The 15,630-nt window shown below is 69.6% G+C and carries 13 protein-coding genes and 3 pseudogenes; 7 read left to right on the forward strand and 9 right to left on the reverse strand.

Features of this window, described 5'->3' with window-relative positions; all coding sequences use genetic code 11:
- Window positions 1-352: 352 nt before the first annotated feature.
- Window positions 353-1,090 (forward strand): Mu transposase domain-containing protein, encoded by a 738-nt coding sequence (locus ACIPSC_RS37585; RefSeq protein ID WP_400834397.1) that lies wholly within the window; start codon window positions 353-355, stop codon window positions 1,088-1,090.
- Between the two features lie 26 nt (window positions 1,091-1,116).
- Here ACIPSC_RS37585 and ACIPSC_RS37590 read toward each other — a convergent pair whose 3' ends face one another.
- The gene (locus ACIPSC_RS37590; protein ID WP_400834400.1) at window positions 1,117-1,662 is read right to left on the reverse strand and encodes a TetR/AcrR family transcriptional regulator; all 546 of its coding nucleotides are present in this window, start codon (window positions 1,660-1,662) and stop codon (window positions 1,117-1,119) included.
- Window positions 1,663-1,835: 173 nt separating this feature from the next.
- Here ACIPSC_RS37590 and ACIPSC_RS37595 point away from each other — a divergent pair, with 173 nt between their 5' ends.
- The gene (locus tag ACIPSC_RS37595) at window positions 1,836-2,222 is read left to right on the forward strand and encodes an ester cyclase (RefSeq protein WP_400834403.1); all 387 of its coding nucleotides are present in this window, start codon (window positions 1,836-1,838) and stop codon (window positions 2,220-2,222) included.
- A gap of 232 nt (window positions 2,223-2,454) precedes the next feature.
- Window positions 2,455-3,246: an IS5 family transposase gene (locus ACIPSC_RS37600; RefSeq protein ID WP_400834406.1), complete on the forward strand. Its 792-nt coding sequence runs from the start codon at window positions 2,455-2,457 to the stop codon at window positions 3,244-3,246.
- Here ACIPSC_RS37600 and ACIPSC_RS37605 read toward each other — a convergent pair.
- From ACIPSC_RS37605 to ACIPSC_RS37615, 3 genes are all read right to left on the reverse strand, one after another.
- On the reverse strand, window positions 3,203-3,736 hold the full coding sequence (locus ACIPSC_RS37605; protein WP_400834409.1) for a hypothetical protein: 534 nt from the start codon (window positions 3,734-3,736) through the stop codon (window positions 3,203-3,205). The genes ACIPSC_RS37600 and ACIPSC_RS37605 overlap by 44 nt on opposite strands.
- Before the next feature lie 390 nt (window positions 3,737-4,126).
- Window positions 4,127-4,828 carry a hypothetical protein gene (locus ACIPSC_RS37610; protein WP_400834412.1) on the reverse strand — a complete coding sequence of 234 codons (702 nt, stop codon included), beginning with the start codon at window positions 4,826-4,828 and terminating at the stop codon, window positions 4,127-4,129.
- Entirely contained in the window at window positions 4,828-5,472 is a 645-nt protein-coding gene (locus ACIPSC_RS37615) for a SigE family RNA polymerase sigma factor (protein WP_400834415.1), read from the reverse strand. The genes ACIPSC_RS37610 and ACIPSC_RS37615 overlap by 1 nt, the downstream gene beginning before the upstream one ends.
- 88 nt (window positions 5,473-5,560) lie before the next feature.
- Here ACIPSC_RS37615 and ACIPSC_RS37620 point away from each other — a divergent pair.
- Window positions 5,561-5,891 (forward strand): annotated as a pseudogene (locus tag ACIPSC_RS37620) (tetratricopeptide repeat protein); the annotation flags it as partial.
- A 432-nt stretch (window positions 5,892-6,323) separates the two neighbouring features.
- Here ACIPSC_RS37620 and ACIPSC_RS37625 read toward each other — a convergent pair.
- The 4 genes and pseudogenes from ACIPSC_RS37625 to ACIPSC_RS37640 all read right to left on the reverse strand — a co-directional run bounded on the left by ACIPSC_RS37625 (window position 6,324) and on the right by ACIPSC_RS37640 (window position 10,877).
- Entirely contained in the window at window positions 6,324-7,058 is a 735-nt protein-coding gene (locus ACIPSC_RS37625) for a transposase (protein WP_400834418.1), read from the reverse strand.
- Between the two features lie 715 nt (window positions 7,059-7,773).
- Window positions 7,774-8,013, reverse strand: coding sequence for a transposase (locus tag ACIPSC_RS37630; protein ID WP_400834439.1), 240 nt, complete (start codon window positions 8,011-8,013; stop codon window positions 7,774-7,776).
- A 212-nt stretch (window positions 8,014-8,225) separates the two neighbouring features.
- Window positions 8,226-9,131: pseudogene (locus ACIPSC_RS37635) on the reverse strand (IS701 family transposase); the annotation flags it as partial.
- Window positions 9,132-9,219: 88 nt separating this feature from the next.
- Window positions 9,220-10,877: pseudogene (locus ACIPSC_RS37640) on the reverse strand (CocE/NonD family hydrolase).
- Window positions 10,878-10,982: 105 nt separating this feature from the next.
- On the opposite strand from ACIPSC_RS37640, the gene ACIPSC_RS37645 reads away from it, so the two are divergent.
- Entirely contained in the window at window positions 10,983-11,729 is a 747-nt protein-coding gene (locus ACIPSC_RS37645; protein WP_400834421.1) for a TetR/AcrR family transcriptional regulator, read from the forward strand.
- A 164-nt stretch (window positions 11,730-11,893) separates the two neighbouring features.
- Here the strand turns inward: ACIPSC_RS37645 and ACIPSC_RS37650 are convergent, their stop codons facing one another.
- On the reverse strand, window positions 11,894-13,033 hold the full coding sequence (locus tag ACIPSC_RS37650) for a PucR family transcriptional regulator (protein ID WP_400834424.1): 1,140 nt from the start codon (window positions 13,031-13,033) through the stop codon (window positions 11,894-11,896).
- Between the two features lie 87 nt (window positions 13,034-13,120).
- Here ACIPSC_RS37650 and ACIPSC_RS37655 point away from each other — a divergent pair, with 87 nt between their 5' ends.
- Together ACIPSC_RS37655 and ACIPSC_RS37660 are read left to right on the forward strand one after the other, a co-directional pair.
- Entirely contained in the window at window positions 13,121-14,176 is a 1,056-nt protein-coding gene (locus tag ACIPSC_RS37655) for a ferredoxin reductase (RefSeq protein WP_400834427.1), read from the forward strand.
- 7 nt (window positions 14,177-14,183) lie between these two features.
- A complete protein-coding gene (locus tag ACIPSC_RS37660) occupies window positions 14,184-15,302 on the forward strand; it encodes a fatty acid desaturase family protein (protein WP_400834430.1) in 1,119 nt (372 codons plus the stop codon).
- Window positions 15,303-15,630 lie beyond the last annotated feature (328 nt).

Genomic DNA, 15,630 nt, shown 5'->3' on the forward strand with positions numbered 1-15,630 from the left:
AAGCCGACCCAGCGTGACCCTCTGAACCCACGGATCCATCCTGGAAATGGCTGCACCGAACACTTGGGCTCACGCTGAACCACCTTCAGTCTTCACGAACCCGCGGAGGTTCGGGATCGAGAGCTCTACTGCCGGCCTGGCATCGAGGGCGCCCACGAGAAGGGCGGGGTGGAGGGGCAGATCGGCTACTTCCGCCGCAACCACTTCACGCCGGTGCCCGAGGTGGACTCCGCTGGCTGAGCTGAACGAGCTCGTCGATCAGTGGGACCTGCGTGACGGGCGGCGCCGGATCGGTTCGCGGCCGCGGACGATCGACGAGTACTTCCAGGTCGAGCGACCGCTGCTAATGCCGTTGCCTGACGAGCCGTTCGAGACGGGCCGGCTCTACACTCCGAGGGTCGACCGCTACAGCCAGATCGCGGTCCGCACGAACCGGTACTCGGTGCCGGTCCGGCTGATCGGCAAGCGGGTCCGGGTAGTGCTCCACGCTTCTCACCTGGTGGTTTACGACCGGAACGTGGAAGCCGCCCGGCACGAGCGTCTGATCGCGAAGGGCGGCTGCCGACTGGAGCTGGACCACTACCTGGAGGCCCTGGTCCGCAAGCCGGGAGCCTTCCCCGGCGCGACCGCGCTCGACCAGGCCCGCTCGGCGGGCAAGATCACCCCGGTCCACGACGCCTGGTGGGCCGCTGCGGTCCGGGCACACGGCGACGCCGAGGGCACCCGGGCCTTGATCGAGGTACTGCTGCTGGCCCGCCACGTCTCGCACGAGCACCTGGTTGCCGGCCTCGCGATGGCTCTGCGGGCCGGAGCCCTAACGGCGGATGCGGTCGTGCTGGAAGCCCGCAAGGTCGCCCAGGCCGAGGACGAACCCGCCGAGCACCCTTCGCCGGCGGGCGCTGGCGGCGCGGCCACCGTGACGTTCCTGCACGAGTGGCGGCTCGCGCATTTCCCCCGGACACCAGGCCGCTGCCCTAAGTGGCTGTTGTCTGACCGATCATGGTGGGCAGCGGTTCGAGCCAGGAGACCCGTTCGGGTGATCTCGGTGGGCGGGAACGGCGGGGCCCCGATGGGGTTCGGGACTTCGTAGCTCGCCCGCTGGCCTAGGGAAGCTGACTATGCGCCAGTTGTTTCGTCGACTGGGGTCGGTGACGTGCCTACGAGCTTGCGAAGGAAGCGGTCGACCTGGTCTTCAAGCGGGGGCCAGTGGTGGTCGGGCTGGTTGACCCGCATGGACACAGCGCCGTGCACGGCGGCGCGTAGGTCGAAGGCCACCGTAGAGGCGTCGTCCATTGGGACCAGGCCGGCGTCCATGCACCTTTGGACTGCGGCCGTGGTCGTACGTCCGAGTTCTTCCTTGAAGCGCATGTCCGTGCGCTGGTTGAGGGTGCTTTCGTGCAGCACCTTGTAGAGCCCCGGGTGGTCGTGTGCCCAGGCGCCGAGGACGAGGGTCCGGGCACGCAGTTGGGCGACCGGGCCGTCCTCGGCGAGCTCTGCCTGCTGCACGGCGAGCATCAGGTCCTGGTGGCAGCGCTCCAGCGCGGCCAGCACGAGTGCATCGCGGTCGGGAAAGTGCAGGTACACCGACGTCGCGGCGACGTTGATCTCCCGGGCGACGGCCCTGAGAGACAGGGCCTGGTCGTCGCCGAGCTCGTCGAGCATGCGGAGAGTGGCAGCGACGACCTCCTCTCGGAGACGTTCGCCCTGGCCACGGGGATTGCGCCCGCGCTGCTGTTGCTTGCTCGGTGACTTGGCATCCACAGTGATCGATTGTATCTGCACATCCGTTGCCCTACAGTCGTAGCGCTACAGCTGTTCACTCATGAGGGGGAGCCTTGCCCAGCGCACGACTCGAAGAGAACAAGCAGACCGTCCTGGCCTTCTACCAGGCCGCGATCAACGACAAGGACCACAACGCGGCCTCGAAGCTGCTCAGTCACCGCTACATCCAGCACAATCCCCGGATCGCCGATGGATTGGAGGGCTTCCGGGAGTTCGTCGAAACCCTCAAGGTGGACTTCCCTCATCTCCGCGCCGAGGTGAAGCGGATCTTTGCCGAGGGCGACCACGTGATCGCCCACGTCCACGGCATCCGGGTGCCGGGCGGCCCCGGGACGGCGATCGTCGACATCTTCCGCCTGGAGGACGGCCGGATCGCCGAACATTGGGACGTCATGCAGCAGATCCCCGACGAGGCACGCAACCAGAACGGCATGTTCTGAGCAGGCGATGGCCTCGCTCGGGTGATCTTGCGGCCGTTCGCGCATGAGAGCAGGGCCTCCTGCACAGCTCGTGGGTGTCGAAGTCCACGCGCAACAGGAGGCCCTGGTGCCACAGTCTTCCGTGCCTACGTCGAGTGCGTCCAACTCGGTTGCCCGACAGTGTGATTGCCTCGCGCACAGGTTCGGGAACGCTGCCAACCATGGGGAACGTGTGCGACGCTACCCAACCGACATGACCGACGCCGAGTGGGCGGTCGTCCGGCCGCTGCTGCCGGTGCCGGGCTGGCTACGCGGTCGGGGCGGCCAGCCGGAGGCTTACTGCCATCGCGCGCTACTGGACGCGATCCGCTACCTGGTCGACAACGGCACGAAGTGGCGGGCCATTCCTGGCGACTTCCCACCCTGGGACCGGGTCTACTCGTTCTTCCGGCGCTGGCGCGACCATGGCTTGGCCCGAGAGTTCCACGACCGGCTCCGACGCAAGGTCCGCGAGCAGGCCGGGCGGGACCCGGAGCCGAGCGCCGGCGTGATCGACTCCCAGTCGGTCAAGGCGGACGCCGTTGTCGGAACCGACAGCCGCGGCTTCGACGGCGGCAAACTGATCAACGGCCGCAAACGACACGTCGTCGTTGACACCCTCGGCCTGCTCCTTGGCGTGATGGTCACCGCCGCGGACATCGGCGACCGGACCGCCGCCCAGGTCCTACTCGCCCAGGTCGTGGCCGGGAACCACCTGCTGGCCCTGGTCTGGGCCGACGGCGGCTACACCGGCAGCCTCGTCGAGCACAGCCTCGCCGTCCTCGCCCTGGTGCTCGCCATCGTCAAACGCAGCGACGACATGCGCGGCTTCGTCGTACTCCCGAAGAGGTGGATCGTCGAGCGGTTCTTCGCCCACCTGATGCAAAGCCGCCGCCTCGTGCGCGATTTCGAACGCTCCACCAGCAGCGCGGAGGCGATGATCTACTGGTCGATGACGACGCTCATGACCCGCCGCCTTGCCCGGCCACGTCCTTCGCAAGCGTGAACCTACCTGGCGCCGACTCAACCAGCCAGCCTCGGGCCACCAGCCGCTTCGCCTTCGACCGCAACGCTTCCACCTTCCCCGGCACCGGGTCCAAGCCGAAGCAGGCGGCCATCTCCTGGCACGCCAGCGGGCCCTGTCCGAGACGGTTCCGGTTCGCGAGCGCATGCAGGATGCGCTGGTAGTCCTCCGACAGCGCCGACCAGGCCAGCCCCGCAGGCCACAGAGGCACCACGGACTTCGGCTTCGCCGCAACCGCCGGCTCGGAACGAACCGCCTGCCCCTCGGGATGGCGCCGGCCCTCGGACTCGACGGCGTCGTCGTCCGGGGCCAGCACCTCGCCCACGCGCGAGCGGGCGATGACCCACTCGTTCCACTCCCGCTCGGCCACGACCAACTCGGCGTGGATACGGTCAGCCTCCCCCCGCAGCTCGTCCACACGACGACGAGCAGTGAGCTCACGCTGTTCCAGCAGCCCCACGACCGACGGCATCCCCGACCTCCACCCGAGCGACGACATGACACGTCACCCCTGCCACGGGACCGTCGACCCTATGCCCGACCAGCGGAAACACAGCCATCAAGACCGGAAAGACAACGGCTTCTAAGGACGCTGTCGAGACGGTCCTTCTCGAGCATCCTCTGCAGGTCGTGTTCCTGGCGGGCAGCCAGGCCGTAGTCCGGGGCGGGGGCACCCTGAGGTGCGGGTGCTGCGGCGGGTGGGGGTGTGGACTCTAGGGGGGCGTCGGGCCGTTGTTGTCCCCATCGTCGCTGGGGCCGCCGCCCCAGGGGGTCGGGACCGGGATCGGGGTGCAGGAGCCCCGGTACGGGTGCGACGGCGTGGTGCTGGTGCTGACCAGGACCCGTCGCGGCCGACGGCCGTTCAGGACGACAGCGTCCTGCTCGCCAGCACCCTCCCCTGTGCGTCGTACGCGGCGAGCCGGATGCCCCCCGGCGGGTAGCCGCCCCCGCCGCTGGACCCCTTGAGCGCGGGCCCCCAGAAGACGCCGCTGGCGAAACCCGGGTCGCCGGAAAGCGAGGCGACGGTGGCCCAGTGCGCCTGGCCGTCCAGCTCGATGGCCATCGCGGCCACCCGCCCGGGCCCCTGGTAAACGAGGTTGTACAGACCCTCCCGGTACTGCGGGGACGACCCGAGGTACTGCATGGTGATCTGGGTCTCGCCCGACGCCCAGGAGTACCCGCCGCACCCTTGGCTGTCCTTGTACGCGACGGGGTCGTGGATGCAGATCTCCTGGTCCCTCAGCTGCATCCACCAGTCCTCGCGGCCCAGCGACAGCTGCTGGCCTGGCTCCACGACCACAGCCTCGGGCGCCGGACCCACCGGTGCCAGCAGGGGCTGCGAGGCCGGCGCCACGGTGCGGGCCCCGTCCTGCACGGACAGGACCGCCCCCGTACCGGCCACCACCGCGAGCGCGGCCGCCACGGCGGACACCCCCAGCGCCAGGCGGCGGCCCCGCCGCTGCCGTCGCACATGGACCTGCACGGCCCCGGCGGACCAGCCCCCCACTGCGAGCCGGTCCGCCTCCTCCCGCAGCGCACCCCGCACCATGTCCTCGATGCCCATCACCTGTCGCCTCCGTCCGTGCCCTCGATCGTCGAACCGGTCCCCACCGCGTACGGAGCCAACGCCGGGTGGCCGCGCAGTTTCGCCAGGCCCCGACTGGCCTGGCTCTTCACATTGCCCGCCGAGCAGCCGAGCACCTCGGCGACCTGGTGCTCACTCATGTCCTCCCAGTAGCGCAGGACGACGACGGCCCGCTGGCGCGGCGGCAGTTCCGCCAGCGCCTGGAGCAGCACCGAGCGCTCCTCGACGTCGCGGTGGCCGATGCCCTCGGTGTTCGCCCGCTCGGGGAGGACGGGCACGAGCAGGTGCCTGACCCGGCGCCGCCGGTGACGGCTCAGGTTGTTGTTCACCAGGGCGCGGTGGACGTAGGCGTCCGGCTCTTCCAGCCGGCTGATCCGGGACCAGCCCCGGAACACCTTCGCCAGGGTCGCCTGCACCACGTCCTCGGCCTCGTAGTGGTCGCCCGTCAGCAGGTAGGCGGTGCGCACCAGCCGCCGCCAGCGCGTGGCGGCGAACCCCTCGAAGCCGAGCTCCCGCACGCCGGGGCCGCCGCCGGCCGCCGGTTCGGCCCCCGGCCCCGAGTCCGCTCCGGCAGTCGGCCGGGACCGACCCTCCACCGGTACGGGTATTGCACTCGTGGTCATCCCATTCCTCTCCGCGGTCCGCGCGACGGCCCCACCGAACCGTCGCTCCGCCCTACTCACCCCCGCACCGCCGCAAAGGTTGCACGTCGCCGCCGCCCTCGACGGCGACCGGCTCACGGCCACCCGCTCCCCTCGCCACCTCACAGACCTCCATCGAACGCGCCACCGGCACACCCGGCGACTCCTGGGCCTCGCACTACAGCATCGGCCGCTGGGCCCACGAAGCCGGCATGATCCTGGCCCGGCTCGGCGACCACGCGAGCGCACAGGACCACCTCCACCACGCACTCGACATCCACGGCCTCGACCGCCGACGGACCCGCGCCATCGTCCTCGCCGACCTCGGGACCGTCCGACTCCGCCAGGACGACGTCGACGGCGCCCTCACCGCCTGGAACGACTTCCTCGACTGCGCGGACACATATCTGGAGGACACCACCAGGGCCACGCTCGTCAAACAGGGACTACGGGCCGTGTACTGCCTCTGACCTGCCCGCCGGGTTCCGGGACCGCCTGCACGTCATCCGAACTCAACCGGGAGAACCCGCCCGTGCTGCAACGCCCTTCCTGGACGGTAGCCGAGGGGCAGCAGGCAGAAGCCTCACCACAGCCTCCGGCTCCTTGGCCATCGGGGCCGGCCCGGTGGGCGGGCCCCTCGCTGGAGCAGCTCCACCCGATGCTCGCTGACCTCATGCGAACTCCAGGGCCGGTTGTCAGTGGCGTGCCGTACCGTACCGCCGCGCCCACGTACACGAAGGATGCCACCACGCTCCGGCCTGGCCCGATCCTGCGGACTGGCTTTGTTCACTTCTAGGGGTTCTGGCTCAACTTCCGGATGCTGTTGGTGATCTTCAGGAATGTCGGATTCGAGTCTCTTCGCTCAGTTGCTGACACAGGTGGCGGAACCGGGTGGTCGGGCTCGCCAGGTGGTCGGCTGATCCATCGCCAGGGCGGTGCCGGCTGAGGCGGATGATGTTGGTTCCGGCCGCGGTGAGGACGTGCTGGACATGGGTCTTCGCTGTGCCTCGGTAGCGGCAGTTGCGCAGACCGTGGGCGTGCACGGTCTCGGAGACGGTCGCCTCGCAGCCGGCCCTCATGGCGTACCGGTCCTGCCAGGGTCGGGTGTTCTGCTCCTTCCGGACGCGGTTCTGGATCTCCTGCAGGGGCTGTGGCAGAAGCAGGATGTGGCGGCCCTTGCCATCGACGTTCCCGGTGCACTTGGGGCGGTCCTCGCAGGCCCGGCAGGTGGCACGGGGGAAGAGTACGGACAGGCGTGGCCGGCCGTCGGCGAGTGTCGGCTTCCAGGGCGGACTGGTGGCGCCGTTGGGGCATGTGAGCGCTTTCTCCTCCCAGTTGGGCTGGAAGTCCTCCTTGTTGAAGCCCGGAAGGGCCCGTGCCGTGGGCGCGAGTCGGACGGGGCCGGCCAGATCGATCCCGTACTCGTTCCTGGCCCGGTGGATGGTGGCGGGGCTGGTGTAGCCACCATCGACCAGGTGCTCCGCCGGCGCCAGGTCGCGTGCTGCGAGGTCGGCGTGGATCTGTTCCAGGGTGTCGATGTCCTGCTCGGGTGCCGGCGTGGTGGCCACGTGCACGATCACGTTCGGCAGGCCGGGGTCGCACGTCTCGGTCTGGTGATCCTTGTAGCCGACCTATTCGGCCTTGCCGGGCTTGTGACTGAAGCGGGCCTGCGGGTCGTGCGGAGAGACGATCTCCGCCGACGCCCACGGAACGGTGGCAGTAGCCGGGTCGGGACTCCCGCCGGCAGCCGCCGCGGACATCGAGCGCCGAGGGCTGTGGCGTCGGCTCAGCCGGTCGCGGGTCTGCTTGGGCCCGCGCCAGCGCAGAGCGCCTTCCTCGTCGTACCAGTACTGCTGGACCCAGACCTGCCGCAGCACCTCCACCTGCGGCAACTGCCGGAGCCGGGCCGGGGCGTCAGCGGCGAGGAGGGCGCGGAACAGGAGCATGCCGTCCTCACCGACCGTGACCGCGTACTGCTCGCGTTCCTTCGTCTCCCGTGGCAACCGCTCATAGCGCACCGGCCGGCCGTAGCGCCGGGCCCACCCGTCGGTGACCAGGGCGGACACCCAGTCCTCGTCGGCCGCGGTCAACTGCTCCAGGGCCGCCCGGAGGGTCTCACCGACGAGTTCGATCCGGTCCAGGCGACGCACCGACGCCAGGACGTGGGTGGAGTCGGTGCGCTGCCGCCCGCGCCGTTTGACCAGGCCCGCCTCCGCCAGCCGGTCCACCATCACCGCCAGCAGCCGGTCCGCGCGGTCGCCCTCGGCCATCCGGTCACGGAACTCACTCAGCACCGAGAAATCGAAGCCCGGATCGTCCAACTCCAGCCCCAGGCAGTAATTTCCAGTCCAGACGACACCGGACGGCCTCGGCGGCCTGCCGGTCGGTGAGGTTCTCCGCGTACTGCGGCACCGACACCAGCGCCAGCCGCGCCGGCGACAGGCCCCGGCGCCCGTCAGCGGGATACCACTCCTCGAAGTCGCCGTCTGTGAAGAGCCCGTCCAGGTGATCCCGCATCCACATCGCCGCCGTTCGGTGAAGTCGCGGTCATCCGGGGTGAGGATGGTCGCGGTCACTTCGCGTGAGCCGGTGGCACCCGTGACAGGATCCGTCGCACGAACGCGGTCACCCGCATGCAGGGTCTCGATTGGCCGGGATCTGCCATCGCCCATGAGCACCATGGTGCCTGCTGGAAAACGTGCCAGCGCCCATCGCCGGCGGACCAGGTCCTCGCCCTGGTAGTCGAACTCCGCCACCGCGGGCAGTTGGATGGCCGCCCAGTCGTAGACGCGCGGTCCTTTGGCGCCGTCTCCGCAGGAGATCCGCTGCCAGGCCTCGGCCGGGGCCTGGGCGAACAGCCAGTCGATGCGTGGACAGCCCACGCTGAACTGGGACTTGGGCACCGCCAGGACGTAGCCGACGCCGGACTGCTCCAGCAGTCGACGGAAGCGCCCTTCCTGGCCGTAGGCGGAGTCGGCGGTGACCCAGCCGACGGGCAGCGGGGACGCCAGGGCACGCAGGATCAGGGCCTTGGCGAGGCTGCCCTTGGTGCGGAAGTCCTGTTCGTCGGGGATCTTCGCGGCGCGGCAGCGGTCCCGGTCCTCGGTCCAGGACTTGGGGAGGTAGAGCTCGCGGTCTACCAGGGCTCGGCCGCGTGCGGAGGCGTAGGCGGTGAAGACCCCGATCTGGCAGTTCTCGGTACGGCCGGCGGTTCCGGAGTACTGGCGTTGCACGCCGGCGGAGGTGGTGCCTTTCTTGATGAAGCCGGTGTCGTCGATGATCAGGACACCGTCGTCCTCGCCGAGGCGTTCGGCGACGTAGTACTGGAGCTCGTCGCGGATCTCGTCCGCGTCCCAGCGGGCCCTGGCGAGCAGGTGCTGGAGGCCGTCGGGGGTGGCGTGCCCGGCGTATTCGGCCAGCTGCCAGCCGTTCTTGCGGCCGACCGGGCCGAGCAGGCCACGGACGTAGTCGCGCATCCGACGGCGCGGCTCCACACGGCCAAAGTGAACGCCGACGCGGAGGAGGAGGTTCTCGAGTTCACGGTCCCACAGCTGGGTTTCCAACTCATTGATCACGGCCGGAGCCTGCCCCGGCGTTGCCACTACCAACGCCGCCTGCACACGATCGAGGGGCGGCCTCATGAAGACCGCCCCTGACAGACCCTCCGCCCGCTACACTCCCCACTCCCAGGCCGTTGACCAGCGGAAATGGAGAAGTCCGGCTGGAGTACTAGTTGGCAGTCTCGTCCGCGACGGGGAGTGCCAGCACTGATGGGTGGTGGAGCGAGATCCGAACTGGTGCGAGGCGAGTGGCCGTTGCCGTGGGCTCGCCCATCCCGGTGTTGCGGGCGAAGCGCGGGTGGGCTCCACCGCTGATCTGCAGTCGGATCCGGTGTCCGGCGGGAAATCGGTAGGCGGTGGAGCTCATGGCCACGGTCAGGGTGGCCGAGGCCTCATCGTCGGCTTGGAGCCGTCGCAGGCCGTCGCAAACGTTGGTTGAGTGGTCCTGGGGATCGACGTCGCAGAGTCGGGCGAACACATCGGCGCGCCCGGTGTCCGTACTGATTCGCAGGATCGCGCTCACCGGTCCAAGGATGGTGACCGGTTCGGAGAGCGGCACCGTCGTGAAGGTCAGCACGTCCTTTCGGTTCTCCAGAGGGCGGTTGTCCGTCTGGGCGGCCTTCCCGCCGACCAGGGCGCCGCCGAGAGAAGGAGTCGGATCGGCCGGGTCGTAGCGAAAGGACATCGGCTCGATCGCGTCCTTCGGCTCGCGGGAGCCCAAGGTGCCGCCAGTGCCGATGTACCAGTGCCGGCCCGGACGGGCCGGTGGCCAGTCGGGCAGGTCCTGCCAGGCGCGCCGGCCTCCGAGGTGGACGCGAACCCTGCTCGGTGGCAGAACGGACGGGTCGTCGCACAAGTGGGCCCGCAGCCAGGCGAGGCTCTTGGCGAAGACCTCGGGCCAGCCTTGCTGGAGTGCCGACTGATGCGACCATGGGCCGACGAGCAGGGCCGTCTCACAGCCGGCGCGCCGCAGCCGCTCGTACTGCTGCAAGGTCTGGTCGAGATTCACGTCGTGCCAGCCGCCTATCAGGGCGGTCGGCACCCTCAGGCCGTCGGCCGCGGCCCCCACGTCCGCGCCGTCCCATGGATGTCCTCGGGATCGGGGTGCGCCATGACCTCGTCGAGGAACGGTACCGGGCCGCCGAGAGCCGGCCGGTACGCCTCTGCGAGGGGAAGGCCGCCGGTAGCCCTTCGCAGGTGGCGCTGCAGCCGCAGGGCGGCTCGGAGGAAGCTCGGTACGCCCCGGTGCTGTGTGGTGAGGGCGGTGGTGGCGACGAGCGCGTTCTCCAGAGCGAAAGCGCCGCCGCGGTAGAAGAAGCCGTGCAGGTCGTGCATGCCGATCTGGACCACCATCGCACGCAGTTCCGGGGGCGGATCCACGGCGAGGGCCCACTGGACGTAGCCGAGATAGCTGGGGCCGATGGTCCCCAGTGCACCCGAGAACCAGGGCTGTTCGCGCAGCCAGGCGACGGTGGCCTGGCCGTCGCCGGCCTCGTTGCGCCAGAGGTGGAAGTCGCCGCCGGAGCCGCCGGTGCCGCGGCAGCTCTGCAGGACGACGTGGAAGCCCTGCTCGGCGAGGAGCACGCCGTACATCGGCGCCCAGGGGAAGCCCCGGCCATAGGGCGAGCGCACCAGCAGTGTGGGGAAGTCCCCTTGGTCCAGTGGGAAGTAGTGGTCGGTCAGCAGTGGGCTGCCGTCGGCTGCGGGTACGACGAGGCCGGGTTCGTAGGCGATGTCGTGCAGCTTGGGAGGCAACCCCCGCATGGACCGTCGCAGGGCCCTGGTGCTCAGGGGCGGCTTCTTCGCGGATGGGCGGCGCGTGGGCATCGTTGCGGTGCCTCGTTTCTGGGATGGGGAGGCCTCTAAGTTCCCGTACAATGTACGAGAATAGCTCATGCTTGGATTGACCGTCAGGACGAGGGAGGTGTCACCATGGCCCGCGCAGATTCGGCAGCCTCATCAGGCAGCGCCAGCCGGGTGGATCCGGAGGCGCTCTGGTTGGCGGCTGAACGCCCGCGACGGGGCAGGCCGCCCGCTCGCAGCCGTGCCGAGATCACCGCGGCCGCCGTTGCCATCGCCGATACCGAAGGGCTCGCCGCCGTCACGATGCGCGCGGTCGCGGCCCGGCTCGGCACCGGGACCATGTCCCTGTACAGCTACGTCCCCAACAAGGAGACGCTGCTGGAGCTGATGATCGACGAAGTGAGCGGTGACCACCGGTTGCCGGTCGAGCCCTCCGGCGACTGGCGCTCAGACCTCCGGCGGATCGCCCACGAGCAACGCGCCATCATGCGGCGTCATCCGTGGCTTCCCGCCGCGCTCCCGGCCCGGCAGACCCTCGGCCCGAACACCCTCGCCGTCCTGGACTACGCGCTCGCCGTGATGACCCCCACTGGCCTGGACGCCCAGGCGCGACTGGAGACTTTCAGCCTCCTCACCGGGTTCGTGGCCAGCCACATGTCGTACGAACTCGCCCAGGAGCGCGCGATCGAAGCAGCGGGGCGGACCCCCGGCGAGGTCTTCGACGCCCAGACCCGCTACCTCCGCTCCGCCGTCGCCAGCGGCAACTATGCGCATCTGGCCCAGGCCCTGACCGCACCAGGTGGCAACCAGAACCCCCAAGCGGTTTTCGATCGCCTCCTCGACCGCGTGATCAACGGGATCGCGCCGGAAGCCTGACGCACCTGGAGCGGCAACAGGGCCCGCCGGACCCGGAGTGAACCCGAGACCGTACTGCAACCGGTGGCCGTCTCATGTTCTCGGGCGACATCCGCTACCGGGACGAAACCCCCGGAACGGGCGGAACCCGTACACCACTTCCCAGGACGCAACCGTCGAACACGTCAGCCCACCCGGAGACCGACCGCCAGCGTCAGTTCGAGGACCCGGTGCGGCGATGCGAGATCCGGAAATAGCTCCCGCAGCTGCGACATCCGGTACCGGACGGTCTGGGGATGGACGAACAACGCCGCCGCCACCTCGTCCCGCCTGCCCTGGTGCAGCAGCCACGCCCGCAACGTCTCCTCCAGCCGCCGTGCGGTCGCGACAGGCAAGGCCCGCAACGGTGCGAGGGCTCGGGCACGCAGGTCTGCGAACGCGTCCACGTCGGCGCTCAGCACCAGCTCGGGCAGGTGGTCCTCGGTGTCGCGAATATCAGAAGAGAGGGAGCGCGCGCGTACGGCTCGTGCGTACGAGGCGGACGCACGAGTCCATGGCCGGGCCGGGCCGACCACGGCGGTGCGGTCGGTCAGCTGCCGCAAGAGATGTGATCGGTCTGCATCGGGGACGAGCAGCACACCGGTGGCGTCCGGCAGATCGTCGAGGACGAGGGTGCCCGGGTCGAGCGCGCGGTAGGCAGGCCGGGCCTGGGCGGCGGGCAGCAGGACCGCGGTCAGCGAAACCGGAGGCTGCCACCCGGCCCGTTGAACAGAGGCCAGCAGCACGTCCGGGCTCGCGCCGGTGAGGAGGTCGCGGGCCAGGTGTTCCAGGTGGCGTTCGTGGGCCCTGCCCCGGGCGGCCAGTTCGTCGGCGTGGCCCGCAGCGCTCGCGGCGGAGAGCTCGTCAATGTAGGCGAACGTCAGCTCGGCGAACTTGGCGACCTCGGCGGCGGGCAGACCTGCGGGTACGGCACCCGCTGCCAGGCATCGCCAGGCCACGCGGGCGCCGACGCGGTAGGCGCTGAGCAGGGCGTCCATCGAACGGCCGTCGCGCACCTCGCCGCGGCCCAGCTCGTAGGCTGCGTCACCGGCGTCGCCGCCCGTGGCGTTCCCGCTCGCGAGGTCCAGGTAGTGCCCCAGGGCGGTGCGGACGGCTCGGCGGATGGTGGCGCCCATGCGGCCCGAAAGGGCGTTCGCGTAGGGAGGGACCTCGTCGATGATCGCCTGGACGACCTCGTCAGCGGTGGCCGTCAGCGCGGCCCGAAGCGCGATGACCGTCGTCTCGTCCAGGACCAGTTCGCTGGCCCTCCGGATTGCATGGCTCACGATTTTGTTCCTTGCGAACAATTCAGCCGGCCAGATTTACGTCCTACGGTCAGGACTTTACGCCCTGAGGCGCAGCAAGCTGGAGTCATGACGAGTGCAGCCCTCCGCAGCAGGGCGTGGAAACTGCTGGAGATGGTCACGACGCCACTGCTGCCGGCGGACTACCTCGACCTGGTCAGCCCGCTGCGTGCGGGCGCCGACCTTCGGGGGCGCATCGAGGCCGTGCACCCCGAGACGGCTGACGCCGCGACCATCGTGATCAGGCCTGGACGGGGCTGGCGCGGCCACACAGCCGGTCAGTACGTGCGGATCGGGGTCGACGTCGATGGGGTTCGCCTGTGGCGTGCCTACTCGGTCACCTCGCCGACAAACCGCCGGGACGGCCGGATCACGATCACCGTGAAGGCGATCCCGGGCGGCAAGGTCAGCAACCACCTGGTCCGCAGGGCGCAACCGGGCACGCTGATCCAGCTCGACCAGGCGACCGGCGACTTCGTGCTGCCGGAGGCCAAGCCCGCCAAGGTGCTCTACCTGACGGCCGGCAGCGGCATCACGCCCGCGATGGGCATGCTGCGCGACATCGAGTTCGACGACGTCGTCATGGTCCACTCCGCACCGCAGCCGCACGACGTGATCTTCCGCAACGACCTGCACAGCCTGGTCGCGGCCAAGAAGCTGCGGCTCACCGAGCTGCACACCGACACGGACGGCATGCTCGACATCGCGCGTCTGGGCGAACTCGTGCCCGACTGGGCCGAGCGCGAGACCTGGGCGTGCGGGCCCGCGGGCCTGCTCGACGCCGCAGAGGAGCTCTGGACCGGGCATGGCGTCCAAGAGCGTCTGCACACCGAACGGTTCCGCCCCCGCGTAGTCGTCGCCGGCGACGGTGGCGAGGTCACGTTCGGCGCCACCGGCAAGACCGTCGACGCGGACGGTGCCACGCCGTTGCTGGACGTCGGCGAGGAGGCTGGCGTTCTCATGCCGTCCGGGTGCCGCATGGGCATCTGCTTCGGCTGCGTCACGCCGCTCACGGCGGGCGCCGTCCGCGACCTGCGCACCGGTGAGATCACCGAGGCCGGGCCGGGCGTCCTCATCCAGACCTGCGTGTCCGCCGCGGCGGGCCCCTGCGACATCGGACGGTAGACGCACCTTGACTGCCATCGACCCCACCGCCCACCTGACCGCGGAGCAGATCGAGGAGCTCGGCCGCGAGCTGGACGCGATCCGCGACGAGGTGATCGCCAGCCGTGGCGAGAAAGACGCCGCCTACATCCGCAAGGTCATCTCGGCGCAGCGCAAGCTCGAGCTGGCCAGCAGGGGCGTGCTGCTGTTCTCGATCTTCCCGCCCGCGTGGCTGCTCGGCACCGCCGGTCTGTCCGTGGCGAAGATCATGGACAACATGGAGATCGGCCACAACGTCCTGCACGGCCAGTGGGACTGGATGCGGGACCCGAAGATCCACTCCACCACCTGGGAGTGGGATCACGTCTCGCCGTCCGAGCAGTGGAAGCACTCGCACAACGAGCTGCACCACACGTACACCAACGTGATCGGCAAGGACAACGACCTCGGCTACGGCATCATGCGCGTCGACGAGGACCAGAAGTGGCACCCGTTCCACCTCGGCCAGCCGCTGTGGAACTTCGTCAACGCCTGCTTCTTCGAGTACGGCATCGCAGCGTACGACCTGGAGCTCGGCAAGAACCTGCACAAGCCCCGCCGCAAGAACCCGGAGTTCCGCGCGCGGGCCAAGGCCGTGGGCCGCAAGATCCGCAAGCAGGTGCTCAAGGACTACGTGATACACCCGCTGCTGTCGGGCCCGTCGTTCCTCACCACGCTGGCCGCCACGTTCACCGCGAACCTGGTCCGCAACATATGGTCACACTCGGTGATCATGTGCGGGCACTTCCCCGAAGGTGTACAGGTCTTCGAGCGCCAGTCGATCAAGGGCGAGACGCGCGGCCAGTGGTACCTGCGCCAGATGATGGGCTCGGCGAACATCAGCGGCAGCAGGGCCATGCACTTCATGACCGGCAACCTGTCACACCAGATCGAGCACCACCTGTTCCCGGACCTGCCGAGCAACCGGTACGCCGAAGTCGCGGTGAAGGTGCGCGCGCTGTTCGAGAAGTACGAGCTGGAGTACGTCACCGGGCCGCTACCCAAGCAGGTGTTCTCCGCGTGGTGCAAGGTCTTCCGGCTCTCGCTGCCGAACAAGAAGCCCAAGGTCACGACGCCGGACCGCGAGCAGGAACTCGTCGCGGCCTGATTCCCGGTACTGGTTCGGACCCTTCGGCCGTACCGACGGCACCGCCGGTTTCGGTGAGATCCGTCGGAAGGGCCCGGGTCGCCACACCCACTGCTGGTGTGCGGGCCCGGTCAAGGGCAGCCCACAACTCACTGCAGGAGAGCCGCACTCATCGGTGGTTCAGGTCGCCGTCGACGTACAGGCGGTCGGCGACCAGGGCGGGGCCGGTGATGCTGGTCGGCTTGGCTCCGGTCAGAAGCCGTTGTCTTTCCGAGAGTGACGGGCGCATTTCCGCTGGTCAGGCATAGGGGCGGTGTTTCGGCGGCAGGGACGGGGTGTTGTGTCGTCT

Origin of the sequence: Kitasatospora sp. NPDC090091, assembly GCF_044747365.1 — a bacterium.
In the GTDB taxonomy this organism is placed as follows: Bacteria; Actinomycetota; Actinomycetes; order Streptomycetales; family Streptomycetaceae; genus Kitasatospora.

Excerpts from the sequence above, each read along its gene's own strand:
- ACIPSC_RS37590 (WP_400834400.1), bottom strand. The coding sequence starts at position 1,662 with ATGCTCGACGAGCTCGGCGACGACCAGGCCCTGTCTCTCAGGGCCGTC.
- ACIPSC_RS37600 (WP_400834406.1), top strand. The coding sequence starts at position 2,455 with ATGACCGACGCCGAGTGGGCGGTCGTCCGGCCGCTGCTGCCGGTGCCG.
- ACIPSC_RS37605 (WP_400834409.1), bottom strand. The coding sequence starts at position 3,736 with ATGCCGTCGGTCGTGGGGCTGCTGGAACAGCGTGAGCTCACTGCTCGT.
- ACIPSC_RS37610 (WP_400834412.1), bottom strand. The coding sequence starts at position 4,828 with ATGGGCATCGAGGACATGGTGCGGGGTGCGCTGCGGGAGGAGGCGGAC.
- ACIPSC_RS37615 (WP_400834415.1), bottom strand. The coding sequence starts at position 5,472 with ATGACCACGAGTGCAATACCCGTACCGGTGGAGGGTCGGTCCCGGCCG.
- ACIPSC_RS37630 (WP_400834439.1), bottom strand. The coding sequence starts at position 8,013 with ATGTGGATGCGGGATCACCTGGACGGGCTCTTCACAGACGGCGACTTC.
- ACIPSC_RS37645 (WP_400834421.1), top strand. The coding sequence starts at position 10,983 with ATGGCCCGCGCAGATTCGGCAGCCTCATCAGGCAGCGCCAGCCGGGTG.
- ACIPSC_RS37655 (WP_400834427.1), top strand. The coding sequence starts at position 13,121 with ATGACGAGTGCAGCCCTCCGCAGCAGGGCGTGGAAACTGCTGGAGATG.